Source organism: Streptomyces camelliae (assembly GCF_027625935.1).
In the GTDB taxonomy this organism is placed as follows: Bacteria; Actinomycetota; Actinomycetes; order Streptomycetales; family Streptomycetaceae; genus Streptomyces; species Streptomyces camelliae.
This window is the reverse complement of the sequence record NZ_CP115300.1, coordinates 8890699-8915838: the sequence shown is the minus strand read 5'-3', so window position 1 is coordinate 8915838 and position 25140 is coordinate 8890699. Positions and strand designations below refer to the sequence as shown.

Here is a 25140-nt window from a genome sequence, read left to right as displayed (position 1 = left end):
GGCACGTTGATCTGGCTGAAGGTCGATCGCCTGCCCGGTACACCGACGAGCTGGGCATGGCGCAGCACTGGTGACAGGCCCACATGCCGGTCCCGCCGCCCGGGCGAGGGGGCCATACGAGAGAGGGTCGAGTTGCGGATTAGTCCGTTCAGGCAAGGTGACGATCCGACATCCAAAAATGAACGTTTCCGCAGGTCACAGACCTGCAGAAGTGCGCGGGTGGGACTCGAACCCACGGCCGACGGATTATGAGTGCGTTGCCAAACCGAGGCGTCGCGTGCCGGGCAATGCCGCACCGTGTCGGCAAGTGCCGAACTGTTGCAAGCCATGAGGGAGTGGAATGAGAGTGCATAGGAGATTTGTCGTCACCTGAACGTGTGGCGGTGGGTGGTTGACGTCCTTGATGATCGTGCCGGAGCAGACCATCGGGCCCCGGGGCGAGTCGAAGAAGACCTTGCCGACGGGGGCGGAGTACTCGTGGTACGGGGTCTTCTCGGCCAGAGCCTGCACGGGCTGTGGGGCCGGATCGCTCATTCCCTGGCCGGCGTAGGCGTCCTTGGTGGAGACCGTCTTGTTGGCCTCCTGCGCCGACTGCATCCGCTCCGGCTTCCACAGCCCCTTGATCACCGGATTGACGAAGTCCTTGGCGTCCCTGAGCCACTTGGACTTGTCCCAGTTCTTCCAGCTGCCGTTCTCCCACTGGGAGACGTTGATCCCGTGCTCCTTGAGCTTGTTCGCGAGGCCGGCCGGAACCTGGACCTTGCCGTCGGCGCTGCCGGCCGACTGGGAAGCGGCGGCACCGGAGGCGCCGTTCGCGGTCTGCGCACCGGAGCCGCCACAGGCGGTCGTGGTGAGCGCCAGGGCCGCGACGAGCCCGGTGGCGGCGAGAACGGTTCGCTGCTGTCCGCGCCGACGCGCAACGAGCACAGATATGGAACGCATGGTGCGATAGCCCCCGTTGGAATGTGTGTCTGCTCGGCCGTGTCGACGCAGGTCGCTACTGATTGCGGTCACGCGCGTTGCGTGCACGACCGGAATGACCCACTTCTTCGGGGTCCTCTTCCGCGCACCACCCCACTATGCCCGTGGAGTCGAGGGCGAACGGAGGGGAGACGGTGAAAGTTCCGCGGCAGGCGTCCTCGGCATCGCCCTGCAGCCAGCTGACCCTGGACACCAGGAGATTCAGCGCGCACGGAGGCCGGAGTCAGGCGTCGACGAGTTGAGCCGTAGCGCCATCCGGTCCAGTCACGCGGCGGCTGCGTGAGACCGGTGATCCACGGTTCAGTGGCCTGCGGTCTGCGTTCTACGGCCGCGGTCGACCGAGGACCACCACGACCCCAGCACGTCGCAGGCTCGGCAGTTGCCATGCGCCCAGGCCCTGGTCTGTGGACACGGACGGTTCGCCGACGAGTTCTTCGACACCGGGCGCAGCCGCACCGCACCCTGGGCGCCGACCCGAGACAGCGGTCCTGCTCGCCGCGATGGCCGATCCCGACGGGGAGTTCGGTGCGGTCGTCATCGGCTCCGGCGAGCGGGCCTTCTACGGCAACCAGTTCGCCATCATGGCCCCGTTCTTCGACCACTACGGCATCGAAGTGTGGGTACCGGAGCCGGGCGGGGCGGTGGATCCGCAGATCGGCGGGCAGGAGAAGCTGATGATCCTGCTCGGCATCCTGTCCGAGCGGGAGATCGCCCGTGCCCGGATCCGCACCCGCACCCGCACCGCGATGACCGTGCAGACCCGTGACCAGGGCCGCTACCCCGGCAGCCGGCCTCCCTACGGCTACCGCCTCGTCGACGCCGGCCCGCACCCCAACCGGGCCCTGGCCCGTCGTGGGGTCCGCCCGCAGCGTCTGGACACCGACCCCGAGTGCGGGCCGGTCGTGTCCTGGATCTTCGGCCGGCACCTGGCCGGGCACAGCATCGCCCGTATCACCCACGCCCTCAACGACTCCTGCATCCCCTGCCCGTCCGCCGCCGAGCGGTCCGCAACCCACGCCGGGAAGGCCTGCATCGGGTGCTGAACACGGTGCGGGCCTTCCTCGCCGATCCGCCGACACACTCTCGGCCACCGCGACGTCGTGCGCTGCAACATCTCCCGCCGGGAGGCCGGATCCAAACGCACCCACCTCCTGGCGGAGTTGCTGTGCTGCGGCGTCTGCGGTCGGCGCATGGAATCCCGGTGGACCCCCACCACCGTCCCGGTCACCGGTGCCGCCACGGCCGCATCGGAGCCAACCGGCCCGACCCCGGCCGCGCTGCCCACGCCTGGCGGGCTTCGGTGCAGCTCGTCAGTCGCGGGGGCGGAGGCTGGTTTCTTCGAGGTCGAGTTCGTGCTGGATCCGGCGCCGGGTGGCGTTGCTGATCTTGTTCGCTTCGTAGAGGCGCTGGAGCTCGGCCGCCTCGATGGCGATGAGTGTCAGGCGTATCTCGCGGTAGGCGTCGGCGGGACGGGCGTCCGGGTCGCTGTAGTGGGCGTCTTCGACCTGGTGGATGCGCGCTTCCAGATGACGACGGGCTTGTTTCAAGGCGGCCTCGGCGGCGCTACCCAGATCGGCGAGCTGATCCAGATCGCCCAGCAGTTTGAGCTCGTCGAGAGCGGCGTGGGCGATGTGCCGACGGGTCCGGGCCTCCTCGCGGGCGGTGTGCTCCGGTTCCAGAGCGATGCCGGAGCGGCGGACGACGGTGGTCAGGGTGAAGCCCTGGAATATGAGAGTGAGTGCGATGGTCCCGGTGGTGAGCGTGAGAATGAGCGCCCGGTGCGGCAGCGGCGCCCCTGTGTGGGTGACCAGGGGGATGGAGAGCGCGGCTGCCAGCGGCATGACGCCTCGGGTGCCCGCCCAGGACAGGACGGCCGGGACGCGCCAGGACAGGCGGTTGTCGCCCTCCCTGTGCCGGTGGTGGATCAGGGCGGACAGCGGGAAGATCCACAGCAGGCGGATCGCCAGCAGGGTGAAGGCGATCACCGGCACCCACAGCGGCCAGCCGTGCTCGTCGCGCGCGAGATGTCGGACGGCCGAGGGAAGTTCGAGGCCGATCAGGGCGAAGACGACGCTCTCCAGCAGGAAGGTCACGGTCTCGTAGACGGCGTGGACCTGGAGGCGGACGGGGGCGTTGCCGAGCTTGTGGCCGGTGCTGCCGAGGACGACCCCGGAGACGATGACAGCGGTCACGCCGGAGGTGTGCGACTGCTCCGCGACGACGTACGAGGCGTAGGGAGTGACCAACGCGACGACGGTCTCCAGCATGGGGTCGTCGGTCCGTCTGCGGATCAGGGTCACCACCGCGGCGACCGCCGCCCCGATCAGGGCTCCTCCGCCCGCGAGGATCAGGAATTGCAGGACGGTCCCGGGCACACTGATGGCGCTGCCGGACACCGCGGTGGCCACGGCGACCTTGTACAGGACCAGTGAGGTGGCATCGTTGAACAGGCTTTCCGCCTGCACCATGGCCTGCACACGCGGTGGAAGAGACAGGCGCCGGCCGAGCGCGGTCACGGCCACGGGGTCGGTGCTGGCCAGGACGGAGCCGAGGATGAACGCGGTCGCGGCCGTGAGCGGGGTGATCGCGCGGGCCACGTACCCGACGGCGATGGCCGAGGCGAGGACCAGGCCGAAGACCAGGCCGGTCACGGGCCGCCACACGGTGCGCAGGTCGCGGACGGAGATCTCCCCGGCCGAGGCGTAGAGCAGCGGTGGCAGCACCAGCACGCTGATCACGTGAGGCGGCAGGCGTACCTCGGGAACCCAGGGCATGAGCCCCACGACCAGACCCACGACCACGAGGAGCGAGGGGGCGGGCAGGCTCCAACGCCGGGCACCGGTCGCCACGGCTGTGGCCACGACCACCAACAGCAGGACGACGATCAGGCCGGTCATGGAGCGTCCTCGGTGGGTTACGGCTTGTTACCCCCCTGCGACCAGGTGCTTTACCAACGTAACCGACGTATGGCGGTGACGCAGCCGACGGGGAGCAGCGACCGCCCGGTGTCCCGGCCCCTTGTCCGAGTCTCGGAGGCGTTACCGGCAGCCCCGGCCGGCGATCCGGTGCATGGTCAGCGCGGCGCCGAAGAGTTGGAGGCCGCGGGCGGTGTGCGGGTAGAGTTTGACCCTCAGGTCCCGTTCGAGCAGCCGGATCTGCTGCCTGAACGACGGATGGGCGATGTGCGGCCGCTCGGCGGCCCGCCCGAAGTGCAGTTTCTCGGCGATGGCGACGAATCCGGAAAGTGCCGCAGCTCCAGTTCCGTGCCAGTCACCCGGTGCCGCCCGGGACTCTCCTCCTGCCCTGCGACGAGACCAGCGTCGGCATCGGCGGCTGTCACCAGGCCGAACTCCCGCTCGTTCAAGGTTCGGCAATGCCTGTGCGGCGGTTGAACATCCCGTGGGCTCGGCACGTACCGCGAGTGGATCCGTCTTGCCGGGTGATCGGGTTGGTCGTCCCTCCGTCACGCCGAGAAGGGGCCCGCGCTGTCATGACCGTCGTTGCGCCCGCGCCGCCATGGGTCACTCCCTGCGGAGGGACGCACAGTGAGGAGCAGTTCAGTGGCCCGCAACAACTTGACACAGTCGTCGCGTACGTCGCGGCGGGAGCACGCCCGACGCTGGAAGCGGTCGAAGGTGTCACTCGCGTTGATCGGCGGGCCGGTGATTCTCGCCGTCGTCGCGGGTTCGGTGTTCGCGGCGGAAGGCCGTGATCAGCACCGCCCGCTACAGAAGCAGGAGGCCGCCGCGCAGCCCGCGGCGGCCCGCAAACCTGATCCGAACTGCACACTGCTGGTGCCGGACAACCCGCTCACCGCCAGTGGCCTGGCCACGCCGTACAGGCTCGTCGCGACCGATTCGGCACAGGGACCCTGCCACGAGGCCAACCCCGATCAGTCGGCGTTCGTGGAAGCCGCGATCGTCACCCCGAGCGGCAAGCTGACCGTCTACAACCCATTGGTGATCGACAAGGGCACGAGACCGGCCGCGCGTACCGCACGGCCCTCGGTGCCGCGCGGCTCGACCGTGGGCATCTGGTTCGGTTTCAACAGCTCAAATCTGACCTTGCGGACAAGCGGTCGTTCGGACAGTCTCGCCCAGGGCAAGTGCGTCAACGGCCTGCCGGGATCGGTCTTCGGCCAGTTCGCGTACTGCAATGCGCCGGCCTTCTTCCGGGCCGCCAACGCCCAGATCGCCAAGAGGCACCTCAGGGTACCGGCGCTCGGCACCGCCAAGGACGGCTTGCCCTGCCCGACCACTCGGGACTTCTCCGTCGTGGACCAGGACGGAAGCGACAACGTGGTGACCCACTACCTCACCGACGCGCACGGCCGTATCGCCCAGAACAACGCCGCCGGCAGGGCGGCACTCAAGAAGGCCGCTCGTCTGACCAACCGCGGCGACCGGCACCACTGGCACAACGGCAGGTCCAAGTCGGCGACCACCAGCGCCCCCAGGGATCTGGCCAACGGCAGCGACAACCTGTTGCTGACCCAGTTCATGGACCCCGCTCTTGGCTGCAAGCCGTTCACCGCGCCCGACCAGTCCGGCGACGGCCGGGCCACGTCCGCCCTCGCGCTGGACGAACTGTCCGCCGCGGCAGACCAGAAGGCGCCGATCGCGCTGGTCCCGCGGAACGACCCGATGACGCTTGTCGACGGCCGTAGCAGTGTCGCGAAGACCGACGCGTACCGCACCGGAGTCGACATGCCCGCAGTCGGTGCCGGCGCCGACGGTGACGGAGCGGCCTTCTGTGCCACCCTCTTCCGCGATCCGGCCGGCGTCCAGCGCGTCTTCAAGGACAAGGCGCTGTTCGAGAAGGCGCCCTCGCCGGACCCGGCCATGGCGCCGAACCTCTTCGGTTTCCTCGCCGCGCGGGCCAACCAGACGTTCACCAACCTGGGCTGCGATCGGCTTCTCGGCGCCGCCGACCCCGTCGTCCTCACCACGAACGCGGACGGTCTGGTCACCGACGCGGTGCTGACGACGCTCGGCCGGACGCCTTCCTCGGCCGCTCCCACGACCGGCACGTCCCCATCGGTATCGCCGAGCACCCCGTCGGCCGGCACAAGCGCCGGTCCGACCGCCGCCGCCACCTCGCGGAGCAGCGCCTCCGCCTCCTGGTCCCCGAAAGCACAGCAGTCCCACGGAGGCCACCGCTCCGGCTCCTGACAGCGACGCCCGCCGGTCGGGGGCTGCTGCCTGCACGTCGGGGGCAGGTGGGTGGCCAGGACGCCTCCGGCACGGCCGTGGCCATGGTGCACCGCTTGCGCAGCGGGCATCCGGTGCGCAGGTCATGGAGAGAGCGGCCTTGCGTCACTGGCGCTGCCCGCTGAAATGACAGAGGACGGCTGCTCACGTCGCGGGCGGCGAATCCGGCCTTGAAGATGGAGGGACGAATTTCATTCATCCCTTGGCCGGCAGCATGCCCGTAAGACGACTCACCGGCCCTGTAAAGGGCCAGCGCCGGATCGTGCTGCGAGGCACTCTCGGAAGCCTTCTCCTTGCCAGTGCACTTGCCGGCTGCGGCAGCGGAACTGGCCAGCACGCCGGTTCCTCACCCCAGCCCAGTGCTTCCAGTATGCCGAATGCCTCATCCTTCTCCGGAACACCACCGTCGGCGATGGCCTCAAAGGCGTCCGCAGCGGTCAGCTCGGCCCGGGCTTCCGCATCTGCGGCAGCGTCGTCGGCCTCGGCCCGCGCCTCCGAATTCGAAGCATCGGTGGACGCCGAGACCCAGCGAAGGAGCGCGGCAGCGCAAATGGGAAAGGCGTCAAGGATCGAGGCAACGCACTCTCCGAGGTCGCCATGACAGGTATGCCGAGAGCGCAGACCGGCGGAGTACTCGCTGTCCTGGTCACGATCACCAACAAAACCCGCAGCGAAGCCTCCTACGCCGTGCAGATCAACTTCGCGAACTCGGCCGGCGACGTCGTCGAGACGCGGTACGTCGGCGCGGAACATCTCCAGCCTGGAAAGAAGGAACAGCCGATTGCCTTCAGCCACGAACCGCCGGAGCCGAAACTGACGGCTGTCCTGGCCAAGGCACAGCGTTACTGAGGCCGCCCCCTGGGCTGCCGGTCCCAGCGCTGCGAAGGTGAAGCCGGGGCCGGTAGTGGCCGGCGATCGCCGGCGGGCGATGGAGGAGGGTGTGCCGGGATGCGACGCGGAAGGCGGGCCGCCGGGCTGGTGGAGATCGGGATGTGTTGCGGCACCGACATACAGTCGCCCTCACCTGCCGATGGCTCGCAGGGGTCCTGGCCTGCGTTTTCGGTAGGGCCGGGGTCATCGCATCCAAGTGCGCACGCGGAAGCGACCGAGGAGGGCCAGGCGGATGTGGCACAGGCGGCATGCTGCGATCGGCCCGGTGCAGCGGGAGCGTTATGCCCAGTTCCCGTGTGGCGGTGGCGGGCGGGAAGCCTTCGGAGCGTTCGGTCTTGCAGCCCCTGACATGGGCTGCGTGGGCCCGGGGGCGGTGGCTTCAGCGGGGGTTCCGTTGGCGTAGAAGGCCATTGGGCCGGCTGTCTCGGTCGTGAGGCGGGAGCAAGAAGACGCGGCGACGGATGGTGCCGGAAGCGCGGGAGAGTGCCGGGCCCAGGAGGGAGTACCGACGATGCGGCCGTCGCGGTGGTGGGCAAGGCGGCTCTCGCGGGTGGGCAGCCGGCCCAGGCCAGGATCTGCCTGTCAGCCCGTCATGGCGGACTTCTGGCCGGTCGAGGTGACGGCGTACCACTGCCTGCCCTTGCCCTGGCCGTTCATCTGCCCGGCCTTGGTGTCGCCCATGTACCGGTAGAGCGGCCAGCCGCCGAGGGTGACCTGTTTCATGCCGTTGCGGTGAACCGTGCCGAGAAGGCTTTTCTCCACGCCCATGGTCCGTACGGAGTCCTGCACCAGGACGGGCATCCACGTCTTCGTACACTCACCGGCGCACGTCCACTTGGAGGGGTGCGCCTGGTCCTTGTCGGAGCGGTAGAGCGTGAGCCCCTTGTCGTCGGTGACCACAGTGCCCATCCCCTTCACCGCCTTGGCCATCAGCATGGTGGTCGTGGCCATGTGCCCGCTGCCGGAGTTGCCGCTGTCCGCAGGTGCGGAGGTGGTCGGTGCGGAGGTCGCGGGATCCGACGCAGCCGTGGCGACGGGGGCGGCGTTGCCGGGGTTCGTGCTGGAGGCGTTGTTGTTCGACGAGCTGCAGGCCGCCAGCAGGAACGCGGACACGAGCCCTGCGACCGAGGCGAGGACGATGCGTTGCGGGATCACGAGGTTGCCCTTCGTCAGGAGTCGCCGTCTGCTTCCTCCCTCAGTACGACGGACGACTCCCGCCCTCTCAGCCACCGATGCCACATGGCGAAGTCTTGACCATCGGCCGGACTCGGGGCATCGAACCGCCGCCGATACAGCATCCCGGGTTGCCATCGTGTTCCCCGGTTGCGTCCGTGCGGCCATCCCTCACGCGGGGCAGACTGCCCGTCGGGCACGGCGAGCTGCGCCAGGTGGTCGTGGTGGCGGACGACCATCGGGCCTTCCGGCTCGCCCGCCATCCACGCCCGCAACAGCTCGGCGATTTCTGCCTCGTCGTGCGCCGTGCGCGGCCGGTCGCCGTGACCGGCTGCATCTATGACCGCGCCGTGGAAGCCGCAGCCGGTCACGAGGAGGCGGGCGCTGCCGACCATCGCCGCATGCTCCTGGGCGGGGAACTGTACCTCGCTCTCCCCGAGTTCGACCTGCCCGTCGATGTCCTCGGTCGCCTGCACTTCAATCGTGATCCGTTGCCGGCCCGAGGCAACACCGAAGTCGAGTCCGAGGCTGTCGTCTCCAGGCGGCCCCGGAAAGGCTTCCTGCAATCGCCGGACACCCCACTGGTCTCGTCACGCGACGCCGGAAGCGGCAACTACATGAGCTTCCCGTACGTACGGAAGTGGCTCCTACGAGGGCAGGCGTGATGCGTGCTCGGATCTTGGACAGGGGGGTCGGGTGAACGTCGAAGGGCGCGACCGTCCATGATCACGTGATTCCACTCGCATGATCGTGAAGGCCGCGCCCGCATGTCATCCTGCCCGACCCTGCCCACGCCGCGCCAAACTCGCCGATCAACACGGCCTCATTCTTGAGGAGTTGTGCACGTCCGAGCAGCTGCCGTCGTTACTGGAAGCTGTCCGGGCCGTGCCCGACCCACGCACATCGCACCTGGTCACGAACGCCTGGCCGATGCTGCTGGGCCTGGTCGCCTGCGCCATGCTGTGCGGGGTGCGCTCGGTGCGCGGCGTCATCCGCTGGGCGAGCGGGCAGGGCGCGGGCATCCTGCCCGCGCTCGAAGTCCGCGACAGCGCCCCGGGCAGGCTCCCGGTGGCCACCGCCCTCACCCGCGCGCTCGCCCGGATGGACGCCGATGCGCTCGATGCCGCCGTCGGCGTCTTCGTCCAGGCCCACGCCACCGACCCGCCGGCCGGCATCGCCGGCGATCCGCCGGTGCTGCAGCCGGCCGCGGACGGCAAGACCTGCGTGGCGCCCGCGACAGCGCCTGCAGCTGCACCTGCTCGGCGTCTACCAGGTCGACCCCGGCGTTCTGCTCGCGCAGCGGGAGATGCGCCATAAACCGCACGAGACCCTCCGCTTCACCGCCGCTCTGGACCTGATTGCCGACATCACCGGGGCGATCGTCACCGCGGATGCCCTGCACACCGTCGCCGACCACGCCCGCTACCTGCACTCGCGCGGCGCCTTCGGGCTCTTCCCCGTCGAGGAGAACCGTGCCGCCCTGTTCGCCCAGCGGCTGGCCGTAGCTCTTCACGGGGTAAGCACCCGAAGAACGCCAGGCGTTCGTGGCTTCTATCGGAAATCCGGCAGGAGAGCTGAGCAACCCTTACCAACTGGAGGTCATTCGCCGGGGCGAACGACCCCTGTGAACACGTTCGGGAAGAGCCCTCGATCGAGGGCGTCGAACTCCCTCCAGGAATGCGCACGCACCCGTGTCTGCCCCCGGCACGCCCGGCTCGGGTGCCGTATGTCGTCACACGGAAGTCCGGGCCGTGTCGAACGACAGGCACAGCAGGAGCGCCGCTGCGGGACCGTGGGTGAGGGACAGGCGGTAGCTGCGGGGCACGTAGAGGACCTCGATCGTGTGCAGCCACAGGGTGGTGTCGGGCGCCGGGGACGGCTGTGGTGGGTGGAGGCGGGCGAGGAGGCTGCCGTGCAGGACGATCAGCAGGAGGCTGCCGGGGGCGTCGAAGGCCCAGGACGTCGGGGCTTCGGTGGCCGCCGCGGGCAGGCCCAAGTAGGCCGCGTTCACCGGGGTTTTCAGCGCCGTCGCGAACACCGAGCGCATGTGCTCCGCCTCGGGCCCGGCCGGGACGAACCGGCCGAGGGACGCCGCGGCGCGGGCCGGGCCGCGCAGGGCCCTGAGGAGGGGCGGGGGCGGGGGCGGGGGCCACACCAGGGCGGGACATCGGTCGCGATGGACGGACAGCGACAGCAGCACGTGGTGGGCGAAGGGGCACAGCGAGGGACATTCCCGGCACACCGGCTGTAATCCGTCTACGTCACTGCCCATAGGACTCCTTCATGGATGCGGTGTCATGCGGTGTCATGCGACCGCACGGCCGGGGCTCGGGTTCCCGGCGGACGGGGAAACATTCCTCGGCGCAGCAGGCTACGTCTGCGGGGCACGCCACCTCGAAGTCTTTTCCCGTTCGTCGGAGGTATTCGGCACCAGCCCACCGCCCACGACGTGACGAATGTCCGGTGTTGGCATGGTGCGTACCCACCTCGTTTTCCTGCCTGGCAGTTTGGTGAACCACTGCGACGGTCGGCGCGAAAGGGCTTACACGCGACAGTGTTGGTGCACCCGAAAAGAACCCACCCCCCTCGGAGTTGAGCCCCCCATGTATGCGCGTATCCATCTGTGCTCGCTTCTCCTCGCCGCCGTGGCGTTCGCCGCCCCGGTCCTCCACCTCACCGGCGGCGAAGGCCCTCGGGTCGCGGCGGCGGCCCGGCTCGCCGTTCCCGCGCACGACAGCGGCTGGGGTGGCTGATTTCCCCCGCAGAACTCTCTCTCGATCGGCCGGAAAACACCAGCGGAAGTGGAGCTGAATCATGAGTACGGCACTCGGAGCGAACAGGCGTGAGATCGCTCAGCAGATAGCCGGAATCTTTCGGGAAGTGCTGGGCGCGGACCGCGATCCGGACACAGGAAGCGAGTTTCTGGCCATTGGCGGTGATTCCCTCACCGCGGCACGCGCGGTGTCCCTGATCAGCGCGCGGTTCGAGGTGCGGGTCACGGTCCGCGACCTCTTCCGGGCCAAGAGCGCCGACGCGCTGGCGGCGGTGGTGCACCACCGCCGCGCCGGCTGACCGAAGCATCCCCAGCACCCCACCCGGCCGGTATCCACCGAACGACCGAAAGGCGGCGACATGGCAGCGCAGATCTACCGAGTGGTCCTGAACGACGAGGAGCAGTACTCCATCTGGCCGGCCGACCGGGATCTCCCGGGCGGCTGGTACGAGGAGGGCACCTCGGGCACGAAGGAGGAGTGCCTCGCGCACATCGAGCGGGTGTGGACGGACATGCGGCCGCTGAGCCTGCGCCGGATACGGGAGACCACGCAGGCATGACGACCTCCAGCGAACTGACCGACGCCAAACGGGAACTGCTCGCCCGCCGGTTGCGCGGCCGGGCCGTTCCCGCGCCCGCGGGCGGGCCGGGCGGGTCCGGCATCCCCCGCCGTACGGCGGGCACGCCGGCCCCGCTCGCGCCCGTCCAGCACAACCTCTGGGTCGCCGACCGGCTGCTCTCCGACAACTCGGTCTTCAGCGTCCACCGCGTGCTGCGGCTGACCGGCCCGCTGGACCGGACGGCCGTACGCCACGCCCTGGACCGTCTGGTCGAGCGGCACGAGGCGCTGCGCACGACCTTCCAGGACACCCGGCCGCCGGCCCAGACTCCGCAGCCGCCCGCACCGGCCCCGCTACGGATCGTCGACCTCGGGCATCTGCCGCCCGCCGCCCGCCGCAACGCGGCCGTCCGGCTCGCCGAGGAAGAGCTCGCCCAGCCCTTCGACCTGGCCCGGGGGCCGGTGTTCCGGGCCCTGCTCGCCGTCCTGGACGACACCACCCACCTGCTGGTGCTGAACCTGCACCACTGCGTCGCCGACGAGTGGTCCTGCGGTGTGCTCGCCCGCGAGTTCGGCGCGCTGTACGCCGCCTGCCGGGAGGGCCGCACGACCGAGCTGCCCGCCCTGCCGGTGACGTACGCCGACTACTCCGCCTGGCAGTCCGAGCGGCTCTCCGGCGAGCTGCTCGACGGTCAACTCGCCTACTGGCGTACGGCATTGGCGGACACTCCGCCGGTCCTGGAGCTGCCCGCCGACCGGGTGCGCCCGCCCGTCCCCTCCTTCCGGGGGCACAGCGCCCGCAGACAGCTGTCACCCGAGACCAGCTCGGCCCTGCGCGCGTACGCCGCCGGCCACCACGTCACCCTCTTCACCGCGCTGCTCTCCCTGTACGGCGCCTTCCTGCACCGGTGGAGCGGCGGCCAGGAACGGTTCGCCGTGGCCACCCCGGTCTCGGGACGGGTCTCGGCCGACACCGAACCGCTGATCGGGATGCTCGCCAACACCCTGCCCATCCCCCTCGACCACAGCGGGGCGCCGGACTTCGCGACCCTCCTGAAGCGGGCCAACACCGCCGTCCTGGGCGCCCTGGAGCACCAGGACGTCACCTTCGAGCAGCTCGTGACGGACTCCGGGCTGCCCCGGGACGGCTCGCGCAACCCGCTGGCACAGGTGATGTTCCAGTGCATCGAGGCCCGCGAGCACGTCTGGGAGCTGCCGGACGTCACCGTGGAGCGCGAGCGGCTGCGCGGTGGCTCCGCCAAGGTCGATCTGACCCTGGCCGCGGTCAATCTGGGCGAGACCGTGCAGCTCGACCTCATCGGCGAGAGGACCCTGTTCGAGCCCGGCACTGTGGAGCGCATGCTCGACTGCCTGGTGGAGGTGGTCACCCAGGCCGTGGCCGCCCCGGGCACCCCCGTCCTGGCCGTACGGCTGCTCACCGCCGAGCAGGAACGCGCCGCCCACGACTGGAACCGCACGGAGACCGCACGACCGCACGGCCGCACGCTGGTGGACCTGTTCGCCGACACCGTCGCCGCCCACCCCGACGCGACCGCCGTCATCAGCGGCACGACCGCGCTCAGCTACCGCGAGCTGAAGGCCGCCGCCGACCGCGTCGCCGGCCGGCTGCGGCAGGCCGGCGCCCGCCCCGGCGATCTGGTGGGCCTCCATCTGAGCCGCGGCGCGCATCTGCTTCCCGCCCTCCTCGGCGTGCTGTCGGCCGGCTGCGCCTATCTGCCGCTGCCCACGGACCATCCGCGCGAGCGACTGACCGCCATGCTCCACGACGCCGGAGCCGCCCTCGTCCTCACCGAGCCGGGTCACCCCGACCTCGCCCCCGGCCTGCCCACGGTGGACGTGCGAGCCGACGGCGAGCCGACGGGCGCCGGCCGGCCGCTCGGCACACCGCGGCCCTGCCCCGCCGACCTCGCCTACGTCCTGTACACCTCCGGCTCCACCGGCCGCCCCAAGGGCGTCGAGGTCGAGCACGGCGGACTGCTCAACCTGCTGCTCGACCAGCGCGACCGGCTCGGTGCCGGGCCCGGGGACGTGTGGCTCGGGCTGACCGCACTGTCCTTCGACATCGCCGCGGTCGAGCTGTATCTCCCGCTGGTCACCGGCGGACGGCTGGTGCTCGCCCCGGACGGCACCGGGCGGGACGGGGCGGCCGCGGCCGGGCTGGTCCGCGCGCACGGGGTGACCCATGCGCAGGCCACCCCGTCCGGCTGGCGTGTGCTGCTGGCCGCCGGGGCCGCGCTGCCGCAGCTCGCGGTGGCGCTGACGGCCGGCGAGCCGCTGCCGCCGGCGCTGGCCCGGGAGATCCGCGGCAAGGCCCACCGGCTGCTGAACGGATACGGGCCGACCGAGACGACGGTGTTCGCCACCATCGACGAACTCACCGGCGACGACGACGAGATCACCATCGGGCGGCCCCTGGACAACTACACCGCCCACATCCTCGACACCGGCCTGCGCCCGGTCCCGGTCGGGGTGCCCGGAGAGCTGTACATCGGCGGCGCCGGAGTCGGCCGCGGCTATCTGCGCCGACCCGCGCTGACGGCCGAGCGGTTCGTGCCCGACCCGTTCGGGCCGCCCGGCGCCCGGCTGTACCGCACCGGCGACCTCGCCGCCCGCCGGGCGGACGGCCGGATCCGCTTCCTCGGCCGCAACGACCACCAGGTCAAGATCCGCGGCCATCGCATCGAACTCGGCGAGATCGAGGCCCGGTTGGCCGAGCACCCCGGTGTCGCACAGGCCGTGGTCGCACCGCAGGAGACCCCGTCCGGGACCCGGCTGGTCGGCTACGTCGTCGGTACGGCGGCCGAGGACGAGCTGCGCCGGCATCTGACCGCCGTACTGCCCGCCGCCATGGTGCCCGCCGTCTTCGTCCGGTTGGAGAGCATGCCGCTGTCGGCGAACGGCAAGGCGGACCGTGCCCGGCTGCCCGCCCCCGATCCCGGCGCCGCCGCCCCGGTCGCGCCCGCGCCGCTCGCCGACGGAGCCCAGCGCGCCCTGGCCGCCGTGTGGACCGAGCTGCTCGGCGTCCCGGTGACCGGCCCGCAGGACAACTTCTTCGCGCTCGGCGGTGACTCGGTCAGCGCGGTGTTCCTGGCGTCGAAGGCCCGCGAGGCCGGCTACGCGCTCACCACCCGGCAGGTCTTCGACCACCAGACCCTGGCCGAACTCGCCGCCGTCGCCGAACCGTTGGAGCCCGCACCGGGCGCCGTACGGCCCACCCCACGGGACTTCCCGCTCGCCGGCCTGGACCAGGAGGCACTGGACCGGATCCTGGCGGACGCGCCGCCCGGCGGGATCCAGGACATCTACCCGCTCACCCCGCTTCAGGCCGGGATGCTGTTCCAGAGCGTCCACGACCCCGACGGCAGCGCCTACTTCAACCAGTACCGCGTCGACATCGACGGCGACCTCGACACCGACGTCCTGCGGTCCGCGTGGCAGCACGTCGTCGACCGGCACGACGCGCTGCGCTGCTCCTTCCGCTGGGAGGGCGTCCCGCGTCCGCTCCAGGTCGTCCACCGCACGGCGCCCGTCGACTTCCAGGTCCTGGACTGGACCGGCATTCCCGCGAGCGAGCTGCCCGGCCGCCTCGACGCGCTGCTGGCCGGGGAACGCCGACGCGGCTTCGACCTGTTCCGTACCCCGCCGCACCGCTTCCAGCTGATCCGCACCGGCCCCGCCGCCCACCACCTCATCTGGCACAGCCACCACATGCTCGCCGACGGCTGGAGCGTAGGCCCGCTGCTGAACGAGGTCTTCACCACCGCCACCGCGCTGCGCCGCGACGGCCGCCCGCCGCGGGACCTGCCCGAGCCGGTCCCGCACCGCACCTATGTGGAGTGGCTGCAGCGCCAGAATCCAGGCGCGGCCGAGCGCTACTGGCGCGACCAGCTGGCGGGGGTGAGCGAACCCACCCCGGTTCCGGTCGTGCGCCGTCCCGCCGAGGGCACCGCAGGCGGTGAGGCCCGCAGCGTCGAACTCGTCCTGGACAGCGCCGTGGTGGAGCGGCTGAACCGGCTCGCCCGGGAGCGGCGCTGCACTCTCGGCACCCTGGTGCAGGGCGCGTGGGCGCTGCTGCTCGGCCGCTGGAGCCGCCGAGACGATGTGGTGTTCGGGCTGACGGTCTCCGGCCGGTCCGCCGACCTGCCGGGGATCGAGCGGACCGTCGGCCTGCTGATCAACACCCTGCCCGTACGCGTCCGCTGGGACGAGGACGAGACGCTCGGCGACTGGCTGGGCCGGCTCGCCGGGCAGCTCGCCGCGCTCCGGGACGTCGAGCACTGTTCCCTCTCCGACATCCACTCCTGGTCACAAGTCCCCCGTGATCAGCGGCTGTTCGACAGCGTCCTGGTCTTCCAGAACCTCGCGCTCGCCGAGCGCGCCGACCTCGGCGGGCTCGCCGTCCGCATGGGGCCCGTACGGCAGAGCAGCGGCTTGCCGCTGATGCTCAGCGCCCGGTTCGCCGCGAGTGGCGCCGTACTGGAACTCGTCCATGAGGACGACCAGGTCGACACCGCGGACGCCGAACGGCTGCTGGCTTCGCTCGGGCATCTGCTCACCGCGTTCGCCGACCGGCCCGCGGCCCGGCTGCGCGAGCTGGCCGCGCTGCCCGAGGACGCCCACGATCTGATCGTCCGGCGGTGGAACGCCACCGAGCGGGAGTTCCCGCACGCCAGCACGGTGCCCGCGATGATCGCCGGGCAGGCCGCCCGCACCCCGGACGCGGTCGCCGTCGTCTCCGGCGGAAAGCGGCTGTCGTACGCCGAACTCGACGCGCGTGCCAGGGCATTGGCCCACCGGCTGCGGCAAGAAGGGGTGCGCCCCGGGGACCGGGTCGCGCTGCGGGCCGACCGGTCCGCCGATCTGCTCGTCGCCGTGCTCGCCGTGTGGCGGGCCGGGGCCGCCTATGTGCCGCTGGACCCCGAGTACCCGGACGAGCGGGCCGCCTACGTCCTGTCCGACTCCGGTGCCAACGTCCTGCTCGCCTCCTCCGCCCCGCCCGCCGCGCTCGCCGCCGCCTGCCGCACGGTCCTGCGCATCGAGGAGGCGGCCGGGGAAGCGCCCGCCTGCGATCCGGTCACTCCGCTGCCCGCCGATCTCGCCTACATCCTGTACACCTCCGGCTCCACCGGCCGGCCCAAAGGTGTCGAGGTCGCGCACGGCTCGCTGGCGCGGCTCGTCGCGGCCATGTCCGACGTCCTCCGCGCCGCCCCGGACGACGTGTGGCTCGGGCTGACCGCGCTGTCCTTCGACATCTCCACGGTCGAGCTGTTCGTGCCGCTGACCACCGGCGGCCGGGTCGTCGTCGTACCGGAGGAGGACCGCTGGGACGGCGGTGCCCAGCGGGCGCTGATCCGGGCGCACGGGGTGTCGCATGTGCAGGCCACCCCGTCCGGCTGGCGGCTGCTGCTGGCCGCCGGGTTCGGCGAGGACGACGGCGTGCGCTGCGCCCTGACCGGCGGCGAGGCGCTGCCCGAACAGCTGGCCGCCGAACTCACCGCGCAGCTCCCCCGGCTGGTCAACGTGTACGGTCCGACCGAGGCGACCGTGTGGGCCACCTTCGACGAACTCACCGGCCACGACGGCGAGATCACCATCGGCCGGCCCCTGCCCAACTACACCGCGCACGTGCTGGACGACGGCATGCGCCCGCTGCCCATCGGCGCGCTGGGCGAGCTGTACCTGGGCGGCGCCGGGGTGGCCCGGGGCTACCACGACCGGCCGGGGCTGACGGCCGAGCGGTTCGTGCCCGACCCGTTCGGGCCGCCCGGCGCCCGGCTGTACCGCACCGGCGACCTCGCCGCCCGCCGGGCGGACGGCCGGATCCGCTTCCTCGGCCGCAACGACCACCAGGTCAAGATCCGCGGCCATCGCATCGAACTCGGCGAGATCGAGGAGGCGCTGGCCCGGCACCCGCACGTGGCCACGGCCGCCGTGGCGGTCCACCGGGACGACAGCGGCGAGCCGTTCCTCACCGGGTACGTCTGCGGTGCCGGCCCGGACCCGGCGGACCTGCGTGACTTCCTGCGCGGCGAACTGCCCCGCGCCATGGTCCCGGCCCGGTTCGTCGTGCTGGAGCGCATGCCGCTCAGCCCTGCCGGGAAGATCGACCGCGGGGCGCTGCCGGACCCCGGCGCCGCCGCCCCCGAGACGGACCGGCACATCGCACCCCGCACCCCCGCCGAGCGGGCCCTCGCCGAGATCTGGCAGGAGGTGCTCGGGGTCGCCGAGGTCGGCGTGAGCGACGACTTCTTCGCACTCGGCGGCAATTCCGTCAAGGCGGTGCTGATCACCGCCCGCGCCCGGGAGCGGGGCCTCGCCCTGACCACCAGGCGGCTCTTCGCCCACCCGACCGTCGAGGCGCTGGCCGCCACGCCCAGCGAGGTCACCGCCCCGGAATCCGGCACCGAGCCGTTCGCCCTCGCCGGCCTCACCGCGGCCGAGCTGGACATGCTCCTCGGCACCGTCGGGCGCGCGGACACCGAGGACGTGCTGCCGCTCTCCCCGCTCCAGACCGGCCTGCTCCTGCACACCCTGGCGGAGACCGCCGACTATGTGCGCACCTTCGCGGTGGACCTCGACGGCGCCTTCGACCAGGACGCCTTCGAGGAGGCGTGGCGGTATCTCGTCGACCGGTACGCGATCCTGCGCTCCACCTTCCGCTGGGCGGACGTACCCCACCCGGTGCAGGTCGTACGGCGCCACGCGGCACCGGAGTTCACCCGCGTCGACCTGACCGGGCTGCCCGGCGAGGAGCGCGCGGCGCGGCTCACGGAGCTGACCGAGGACGAGCGGCGTACCGTCTTCGACCTGGCCGAGGCGCCGCCCGCGCGGTTCCTGCTGGTGCGGCTCGCCGAGGACCGGCACCGGTTCGTGTGGACCACGCACCACATCGTGTTCGACGGGTGGAGCCTGCACGCCCTGTTCGCGGAGGCCTTCGCCGCCTACCGGCACCGCGCGGACACCGGGCGGCTCCCGGACGCGCCCCCGCCGCCCCCGTACCGGGACTATCTGCGCTGGCTTCAGCGACAGGGCGCGGACGGCGGTATCGCGCGCGCCCTGGAGCGGTGGCGGACCGAGCTGGCCGGCTTCACCCGGCCCACCCCGCTGCCCGGCAGCCGGCCCACCGGCCGGCCCGCCGCCGTGCACACCGAACGGCAGGTGCTGCCCGCGGGCCTCCTCACCGCCCTGGACCGTACCGCCCGCCGGCACCGCGTCACCGTCGGCACGCTCGTGCATACCGCGTGGGCGCTGCTGCTCGCCCGCACCAGCGGCGAGCGGGACGTGCTGTTCGGCACCACCCTCTCCGGCCGGTTCGGGGACGTCCCCGGCATCGAGTCGATGGTGGGGCTGCTGATGAACACGCTGCCGCTGCGCCTCGACGTCGGCCCGGAAACCCCGCCCGCCGCCCTGCTGCGCTCGGTGCACCAACGGCTGGCCGGCCTGGCCGGACGCGAGCACGTGTTTCTGGGCGAGGTGCAGCGCGCGGCCGAAGTGCCGGGCGGGAAACGGCTGTTCGACTCGCTCGTCGTCTTCACCGACGTCGGTACCGGCAGCCTCCCCAAGGGCGTGCGGCCGGTCCCGGAGAGCGAGGTCCGCGACACCGGCTACCCGCTGGTCCTGGAGGCCGTGCGCACCGACCGGCTCGTCCTGGAGCTCGGCTGCGACCGCTCCCGCTACGACGAGCCGACCGCACGCCGGCTGCTCGCCCAGACGGTACGGCTGCTGACCGCGCTCACCGAGGACCACGACCGGGCGGCCGGGCTGCCCATGCTGTCGGCGCAGGAGTACGGCCTGGTCGTCCGTGACTGGAATGCCACCGGGGCCGGCTTCCCCGCCGAGCGCACCCTGCACTCCCTGATCGAGGAGCAGGCCGCGCGCACCCCGGACGCCCTCGCCGTCCGCTGCGGCGCGGAGGGCCTGACCTACGCCGAGCTGAACAGCCGGGCCAACCGGGTCGCGCACCGGCTGCGCCGCATGGGCGTCGGCGCCGGGTCGCTGGTGGCCCTGTGCACCGAGCGCTCCCTGGAGCACGTGACCGGGGTCGTCGCCATTCTCAAGGCGGGCGCCGCCTTCGTGCCGGTCGACCCGGAGCATCCGGCCCGGCGGCAGGCGTACATCCTCGCCGACGCCCGCGCCCAGGCCGTGCTCACCCAGCGGCGCCGGCCGGCCTCGCCGCCGGACGGCGCGGAGACGGCCGTACCGGTCCTCGCGCTGGACGACCCGGCCGTATGGCAGGACGAGCCGGACCACGATCCGGCGCCGGTGGCACTGCCCGCCGATCTGTGTTCGCTGTACTACACCTCCGGCTCCACCGGCCGTCCCAAGGGCGTGGCCTCCACGCATGAGGGCTGGGTCAACCGGATGTGGTGGATGCAGCGGCGGCACGGGCTGCGGCCCGGTGACGCGGTGCTGCACAAGACGACGCTCACCTTCGACGACGCTGCCGTGGAGATCCTGTGGCCGCTGATCACCGGTGGCCAGGTGGTGCTGCTGGCGCCGGGTGCGCACCGCGACGCCCATGAGATCGCCGACGTGGTGATCCGCCACGGGGTGGTGCACGTGCAGTTCGTGCCCAGCGTCCTGGAGGTGTTCCTGGACGTGCTCACCCCGGAGCGGGCGGCGGCCATGACCCGGCTGCGTTCGGTCCTGACCAGCGGTGAGGCGCTGCGGCCCGTCCTGGTCCGCAGGTTCCGGGAGCTGTTCGGGGACCGGGTGAGCCTGGACAACACCTGGGGCGCCACAGAGGTGTCCATCGACTCCACCTTCCATGTGTGTACGCAGGCGGATGCCGCCGCCGAGGACGGGGCCGTCAGTCTGGGCCGCCCGTTCGACAACAACACCGTGTACGTCCTCGACGCGGACATGTCGCCGGTGCCCGTCGGGATCAGCGGGGAGCTGTTCATCGGTGGTCTCGGCCTGGCTCGCGGCTACCACGGCCGGCCCGGACTGACCGCCGAGCGGTTCGTGCCCGACCCGTTCGGGCCGCCCGGTGCCCGGCTGTACCGGACCGGGGATCTGGGCCGGTGGCGGGCGGACGGCACGCTGGAGTTCGGCGGGCGCACCGACCACCAGGTGAAGATCGGCGGCGTCCGCGTCGAACTCGGTGAGATCGAGGACGCGTTGCGCCGCGCCCCGGGTGTGAAGGACGCCGTGGTCGACGTCCGGGTACTGGACGGCGTGAAGATCCTCGTCGGCTACACCACGGGCGGCACCGCCCCCGAGCAGCTGCGGGCCGCGCTGCGGGCCGAGTTGCCCGACGCCATGGTGCCGAACGCCTTCGTCACCCTGGACGCCGTACCGCTGAACGCCAACGGCAAGGTGGACCGCGCCGCCCTGCCGGACCCCGAGCCGGACGCGGGGGCGGCGGCACAGTCGTACGTCGCCCCGCGCACCGCGACCGAGGAGACGCTGGCCGGTATCTGGGCGCGGGTGCTGCGGGTGCGGCGGGTGGGCGTGCACGACGACTTCCGGGTCGTGGGCGGTGATTCGATCCTGCTGATCCACACCGTCGCCCGGGCCCGGGAGGCGGGGCTGCCCGTCACCCCGCGCATGGTGTTCGAGCATCCCACGATCGCGGGTCTGGCCGCGGCGGTCGACGCGGCGGCCGCCCGGGGCCGCGCGGTGGTGGTCCACGCCGAGCAGGGCCGGGTCACCGGCGAGGTGCCGCTGGGGCCCATCCAGGCGCAGTACGCCGAGCTGGGGCCCCGCGACCGCTTCAACCAGTCGCTGCTGCTCGCCGTCGACGCGACGGTGGCGGCCGGCCCGCTGCGGGCGGCGCTGTCGGCGCTGGCCGGCCACCACGACGCCCTCCGGCTGCGCTGGACGCGGGAGGCGGACGGGTGGCGGCAGTACCTGGCCGAGGCGGAGGACGCCGACCTGCTCACCGTCGTCGACGCGCCGGAGGAGGAGGCGACCGCGGTGGAGGCGGCGCACGCCGGGCTCGACCTGGCCCATGGGCCGCTGCTGCGGGCCGTGCTGCTGCGGCCGGCCCGGCGCCTGCTGCTGGTCGTGCACCATGTCGCCGTCGACACCGTCTCCTGGAACATCCTGGTGGAGGACCTCAACACCCTGGTCGCCGGCGGCGCGCTGCCCGCCAAGACCACCTCCGTGCAGTACTGGGCGCGGCGGCTCGCGGAGCACGCGGCGAGCACGGAGTTCCGCCCGGAGGCGGAGTACTGGGCGCTGCCCCGGCCCGCCGCAGCGCCGCTGCCGCTGGACCGGGCCGACGGCGAGAACACCGAGGGCCGCTCCCGGACCGTGCGGGTCGTCCTCCCGGCCGCCGCCACCGAGGCGCTGCTGCGTCAGGCGCCCGCCGCCCACGGGGCGGAACCGGACCATCTGATGCTGGCGGCACTCGCCAGCACCCTCACCGAGTGGACCGGGGGCGACACCGCCGCGTTCGACGTCGAACGGCACGGCCGCGAGGCCCTGTTCGACGAGGTCGACCTCTCCCGCACGGTGGGCTGGTTCACCGGCGTACGGCCCGTCGTGGTCACCCTGCCCGACCCGGACGACACGGCCGCCTGCGTCGCGGCCGTCCGCGAACACCTGCGGGCCGCGCCCGCCGGGAGCGTCGGTGACGGACTCGCCCGGCACCTGCGCCCCGGCACCCGGGACGCCCTCGCCGGCCGGCCGCGGCCGCAGGTCTGCTTCAACTACCACGGCCGCCGCGACGGCACCGGCACCGTGGCGGGCGCGTTCCGGCCGCTGCCGCAGGCAATGGGCGAACCGGTCGACCCCGAGCAGCGGCGCTCGCACCTCGTCGAGATCGACTCGGCGGTCCTCGAAGGGCAGCTGCACCTGGTGTGGCGCTACGCCGCCGACCACTTCGACGCCGCCACCGTCGAGGACCTGGCCGAGCGGTATCTGCGCCGGCTGACCGCCCTGGTGGAGCACAGCGCCACGCCGGGCGCGGTACGGCGGCCCGCCGAGCCGTTCGTGGAGCGGCTGTTCGCCGGGACACCGGCCCCGCTGCTGCCGATGCTGCGGCACCGGGTGCCCGGCGTGGGCATCGCGGTCATCGCCGACGGCGAGCTGCGCGGTGCCTGGGGCTTCGGCACCCTCGGGACCGAGAACCCCACCCCGGTGGACGCGCGGACCCTGTTCCAGGTCGGCTCCATCAGCAAGCACGTCACCGCACTGGCCGTCCTGCGCCTGGTCCAGGAGGGCCGCCTGGACCTCGACACGGACGTCAACCGGCTGCTCACCTCCTGGCGGTTGCCCGGCGAGGGCGGCGTGACCCTGCGCCACCTGCTCAGCCACACCTCCGGGCTGGGTGAGCAGGCCTACCACGGCTACCGCGGCGGCGAGCGGATGCCGACGCTGCGCGAGGTTCTCGACGGCCGCCCGCCTGCTGTGACGCCTGCCGTACGTCCGGAACGCCCGCCGGGCTCCGGGTACCAGTACTCCAGCAGCAACTACGCCGTCGTACACCAGGTGCTGGAGGACGTCACCGGGCAGCCGTTCGGGCCGCTGCTGCGCTCCCTGGTGCTGGAGCCGCTCGGCATGTCGGACAGCGACTTCGCGCCGGACGCGCCGTACCGCTACGACGGCCCGGTGGCCCTCAACCACCGCCTCGACGGCACCGCCTACCCCGAAGGCTGGCATCTGTACCCGGAGTCCGCCGCGGGCGGCCTGTGGTCCACGCCCGCGGACGTGGCCCGGGTCGCGATCGAGATCCAGCGGGCGGTGGCCGGGGGGCCCGCGGCCTTCCTCACCGCCGAGTCGGCGGCCGAGATGCTGCGGCCGGTGCCGGGCACCCCGGGAGGCCTCGGCACGATCGGCAAACCGTACGGCGAGCGGCGCTGGTTCGGCCACACCGGCGGTGTGCCCGGATTCCGCTCGCTCACCTGGGCGGACCCGGACCGCGGCCTCGGCCTGGTGGTCACGTCCAACTCCGATGCCGGAGAGGACTTCCTGCGAGAACTGCTGCACGAACTGGGCGTCGGACTGGAGGACGCGCGATGGTGACCTTGGACGAGGCGTTCCGCCGCTGGGCGGAGCGCACTCCGGACGCGGTGGCGCTGGAGAGCGCGGACACCGTGCTCACGTACCGGGAACTGGACGCGCGGGCGGGGCGGTTGGCCCGTCGGTTGCACCGGCACGGGGTACGGCCCGGCGAACTGGTCGGCGTCGCCGCCCGCCCCTCGCCGCGGTTCGTGGTGACGATGCTCGCGGTGATCAGGGCCGGGGCCGCCTATGTGCCGCTGGACCTGTCGTATCCGGCGGACCGGCTCGCGCACATGCGGCGCGACAGCGGCATCCGGCTGCTGATCGCCGACTCGGCCGAGGAACTGGAGGAGCTGGAGGAACTGAAGGACGGGCTCGCCGGTTGCGAGGTGCTCACACCGGACCTTCTTCCCGATGAACCCGAAGACGTACTGACGAGTGCGCCGGCCGCGCCGGCCGGCCTGGCGTACGCCATCTACACCTCGGGCTCGACCGGGCTGCCCAAGGCGGTGCTGGTCGAACACCGCAATGTGCTGGCCTTCGCTCTCGGGCAGGACTTCGTCGGTCTCGGGCCGGGCCGGGCGATGCTGCGGACCAGTTCCTTCTCGTTCGACGCGTCCGTGCTGGAGACGTGGGGTGTGCTGCTGCGCGGCGCCCGACTGGTGTTCCCGCCCGAGGACATGCTCGGCTCGGAGGAACTGGCTGAGGTGCTCACCGCGCACCGGGTGACCGACCTGTGGCTGTCGGTCGGCCTGTTCCACCAGCTCGTGGACGAGGACCCGGCCGCCCTGGCCGGGCTGCGCACCGTCGTCACCGGCGGCGACGTCGTCTCGCCGCAGCGGGTGCGCCGCGCCCTGGCCGCCAACCCTGGGCTGACCGTGTCGCACGTCTACGGGCCGACCGAGACCACCGTGATCTGCTGCCGGCACTTCGTGTCCGACCCGGAGAGCGTGGAGAGTCCGCTGCCGCTGGGCAAGCCCATCCCCGGCGTCCGCTTCCATATCGTCGGCGAGCAGGGCGAGATCCTGCCACCCGGGGAGACGGGCGAGCTGTGGATCGCCGGGGAGACGGTGGCCCGCGGCTACCACGACCGGCCCGAACTGACCGCCGAACTCTTCGTCACCGAGCCCGGCACCGAGGACGGGCGGGCCTACCGCAGCGGGGACCTGGCCCGGATGCGCCCCGACGGGGTGGTCGAGTTCCTCGGCCGGGCCGACCGGCAGGTGAAGGTGCGCGGCTTCCGCGTCGAACCCGGTGAGATCGAGTCGGCCCTGCTCGACGTGCCCGGGGTGCGCGCCTGCCTGGTCGTCGCCCGCCCCGCGCCCCCAGGCGACAAGCGCATCGTCGCCTACGTCGTCCCCCGGCCCGGCGCGCGTGTCCCGGCGGCCGAGGCGCACCGGCTGCTCGCGGGCCGGCTGCCCCGGCACATGCTGCCCGCCGAGTACATGGCGATCGAGGCGCTGCCCCTGGACGCCAACGGCAAACCGGACCGGCACCGGCTGCCCGACCCCGTGTGGGGCAGCGGCACGCACACCCTCCTCGCCGCCCCCGCGCCCCCGGCCGTTCCGTTCGAGAGGATCTGA

The 25140-nt window shown here is 72.2% G+C and carries 16 protein-coding genes; 9 read left to right on the top strand and 7 right to left on the bottom strand.

Annotated features, from left to right (window positions below; genetic code table 11):
* Window positions 1-246 precede the first annotated feature (246 nt).
* Complete coding sequence (locus O1G22_RS40945) at window positions 247-942, bottom strand: hypothetical protein (RefSeq protein WP_428986457.1); 696 nt, start codon at window positions 940-942, stop codon at window positions 247-249.
* A 539-nt stretch (window positions 943-1481) separates the two neighbouring features.
* On the opposite strand from O1G22_RS40945, the gene O1G22_RS40940 reads away from it, so the two are divergent.
* Window positions 1482-2024 (top strand): hypothetical protein, encoded by a 543-nt coding sequence (locus O1G22_RS40940; RefSeq protein WP_270085950.1) that lies wholly within the window; start codon window positions 1482-1484, stop codon window positions 2022-2024.
* 267 nt (window positions 2025-2291) lie between these two features.
* Here the strand turns inward: O1G22_RS40940 and O1G22_RS40935 are convergent, their stop codons facing one another.
* On the bottom strand, window positions 2292-3878 hold the full coding sequence (locus O1G22_RS40935) for a Na+/H+ antiporter (protein WP_270085949.1): 1587 nt from the start codon (window positions 3876-3878) through the stop codon (window positions 2292-2294).
* Between the two features lie 141 nt (window positions 3879-4019).
* Entirely contained in the window at window positions 4020-4448 is a 429-nt protein-coding gene (locus tag O1G22_RS40930; RefSeq protein ID WP_270085948.1) for a helix-turn-helix domain-containing protein, read from the bottom strand.
* Window positions 4449-4616: 168 nt separating this feature from the next.
* Here O1G22_RS40930 and O1G22_RS40925 point away from each other — a divergent pair, with 168 nt between their 5' ends.
* A complete protein-coding gene (locus O1G22_RS40925) occupies window positions 4617-6152 on the top strand; it encodes a hypothetical protein (RefSeq protein ID WP_270085947.1) in 1536 nt (511 codons plus the stop codon).
* Between the two features lie 234 nt (window positions 6153-6386).
* Here the strand turns inward: O1G22_RS40925 and O1G22_RS44610 are convergent, their stop codons facing one another.
* From O1G22_RS44610 to O1G22_RS40910, 3 genes are all read right to left on the bottom strand, one after another.
* Window positions 6387-6986: a hypothetical protein gene (locus tag O1G22_RS44610; protein ID WP_333492463.1), complete on the bottom strand. Its 600-nt coding sequence runs from the start codon at window positions 6984-6986 to the stop codon at window positions 6387-6389.
* Window positions 6987-7461: 475 nt separating this feature from the next.
* A complete protein-coding gene (locus O1G22_RS40915) occupies window positions 7462-7713 on the bottom strand; it encodes a DUF6009 family protein (RefSeq protein ID WP_270085946.1) in 252 nt (83 codons plus the stop codon).
* Entirely contained in the window at window positions 7665-8237 is a 573-nt protein-coding gene (locus tag O1G22_RS40910; protein WP_270085945.1) for a hypothetical protein, read from the bottom strand. The genes O1G22_RS40915 and O1G22_RS40910 overlap by 49 nt, the downstream gene beginning before the upstream one ends.
* A gap of 242 nt (window positions 8238-8479) precedes the next feature.
* On the opposite strand from O1G22_RS40910, the gene O1G22_RS44605 reads away from it, so the two are divergent.
* Complete coding sequence (locus O1G22_RS44605) at window positions 8480-8920, top strand: hypothetical protein (protein ID WP_333492462.1); 441 nt, start codon at window positions 8480-8482, stop codon at window positions 8918-8920.
* Window positions 8921-8999: 79 nt separating this feature from the next.
* The gene (locus O1G22_RS40900; RefSeq protein WP_270085944.1) at window positions 9000-9572 is read left to right on the top strand and encodes a transposase family protein; all 573 of its coding nucleotides are present in this window, start codon (window positions 9000-9002) and stop codon (window positions 9570-9572) included.
* A 415-nt stretch (window positions 9573-9987) separates the two neighbouring features.
* Here the strand turns inward: O1G22_RS40900 and O1G22_RS40895 are convergent, their stop codons facing one another.
* Window positions 9988-10497, bottom strand: a complete 510-nt coding sequence (locus O1G22_RS40895; protein WP_270085943.1) for a hypothetical protein — start codon at window positions 10495-10497, stop codon at window positions 9988-9990.
* Between the two features lie 361 nt (window positions 10498-10858).
* Between O1G22_RS40895 and O1G22_RS40890 the strand changes: the two genes are divergently transcribed.
* The 5 genes from O1G22_RS40890 (at window position 10859) to O1G22_RS40870 (ending at window position 25140) form a co-directional block, all read left to right on the top strand.
* Complete coding sequence (locus tag O1G22_RS40890) at window positions 10859-11008, top strand: hypothetical protein (protein WP_270085942.1); 150 nt, start codon at window positions 10859-10861, stop codon at window positions 11006-11008.
* Window positions 11009-11069: 61 nt separating this feature from the next.
* Window positions 11070-11327, top strand: a complete 258-nt coding sequence (locus O1G22_RS40885; RefSeq protein WP_270085941.1) for an acyl carrier protein — start codon at window positions 11070-11072, stop codon at window positions 11325-11327.
* 60 nt (window positions 11328-11387) lie between these two features.
* A complete protein-coding gene (locus O1G22_RS40880) occupies window positions 11388-11588 on the top strand; it encodes an MbtH family protein (RefSeq protein ID WP_225101370.1) in 201 nt (66 codons plus the stop codon).
* The gene (locus tag O1G22_RS40875) at window positions 11585-23578 is read left to right on the top strand and encodes a non-ribosomal peptide synthetase (RefSeq protein WP_270085940.1); all 11994 of its coding nucleotides are present in this window, start codon (window positions 11585-11587) and stop codon (window positions 23576-23578) included. Before O1G22_RS40880 ends, O1G22_RS40875 begins: the two co-directional genes overlap by 4 nt.
* On the top strand, window positions 23572-25140 hold the full coding sequence (locus O1G22_RS40870) for an amino acid adenylation domain-containing protein (protein WP_270085939.1): 1569 nt from the start codon (window positions 23572-23574) through the stop codon (window positions 25138-25140). The genes O1G22_RS40875 and O1G22_RS40870 overlap by 7 nt, the downstream gene beginning before the upstream one ends.

What these genes read in the sequence shown, in the direction of transcription:
- O1G22_RS40945 (WP_428986457.1), bottom strand. Translation starts at nt 942, where the DNA reads ATGCGTTCCATATCTGTGCTCGTTGCGCGTCGGCGCGGACAGCAGCGA.
- O1G22_RS40940 (WP_270085950.1), top strand. Translation starts at nt 1,482, where the DNA reads ATGGCCGATCCCGACGGGGAGTTCGGTGCGGTCGTCATCGGCTCCGGC.
- O1G22_RS40935 (WP_270085949.1), bottom strand. Translation starts at nt 3,878, where the DNA reads ATGACCGGCCTGATCGTCGTCCTGCTGTTGGTGGTCGTGGCCACAGCC.
- O1G22_RS40900 (WP_270085944.1), top strand. Translation starts at nt 9,000, where the DNA reads ATGATCGTGAAGGCCGCGCCCGCATGTCATCCTGCCCGACCCTGCCCA.
- O1G22_RS40890 (WP_270085942.1), top strand. Translation starts at nt 10,859, where the DNA reads ATGTATGCGCGTATCCATCTGTGCTCGCTTCTCCTCGCCGCCGTGGCG.
- O1G22_RS40885 (WP_270085941.1), top strand. Translation starts at nt 11,070, where the DNA reads ATGAGTACGGCACTCGGAGCGAACAGGCGTGAGATCGCTCAGCAGATA.
- O1G22_RS40880 (WP_225101370.1), top strand. Translation starts at nt 11,388, where the DNA reads ATGGCAGCGCAGATCTACCGAGTGGTCCTGAACGACGAGGAGCAGTAC.
- O1G22_RS40875 (WP_270085940.1), top strand. Translation starts at nt 11,585, where the DNA reads ATGACGACCTCCAGCGAACTGACCGACGCCAAACGGGAACTGCTCGCC.
- O1G22_RS40870 (WP_270085939.1), top strand. Translation starts at nt 23,572, where the DNA reads ATGGTGACCTTGGACGAGGCGTTCCGCCGCTGGGCGGAGCGCACTCCG.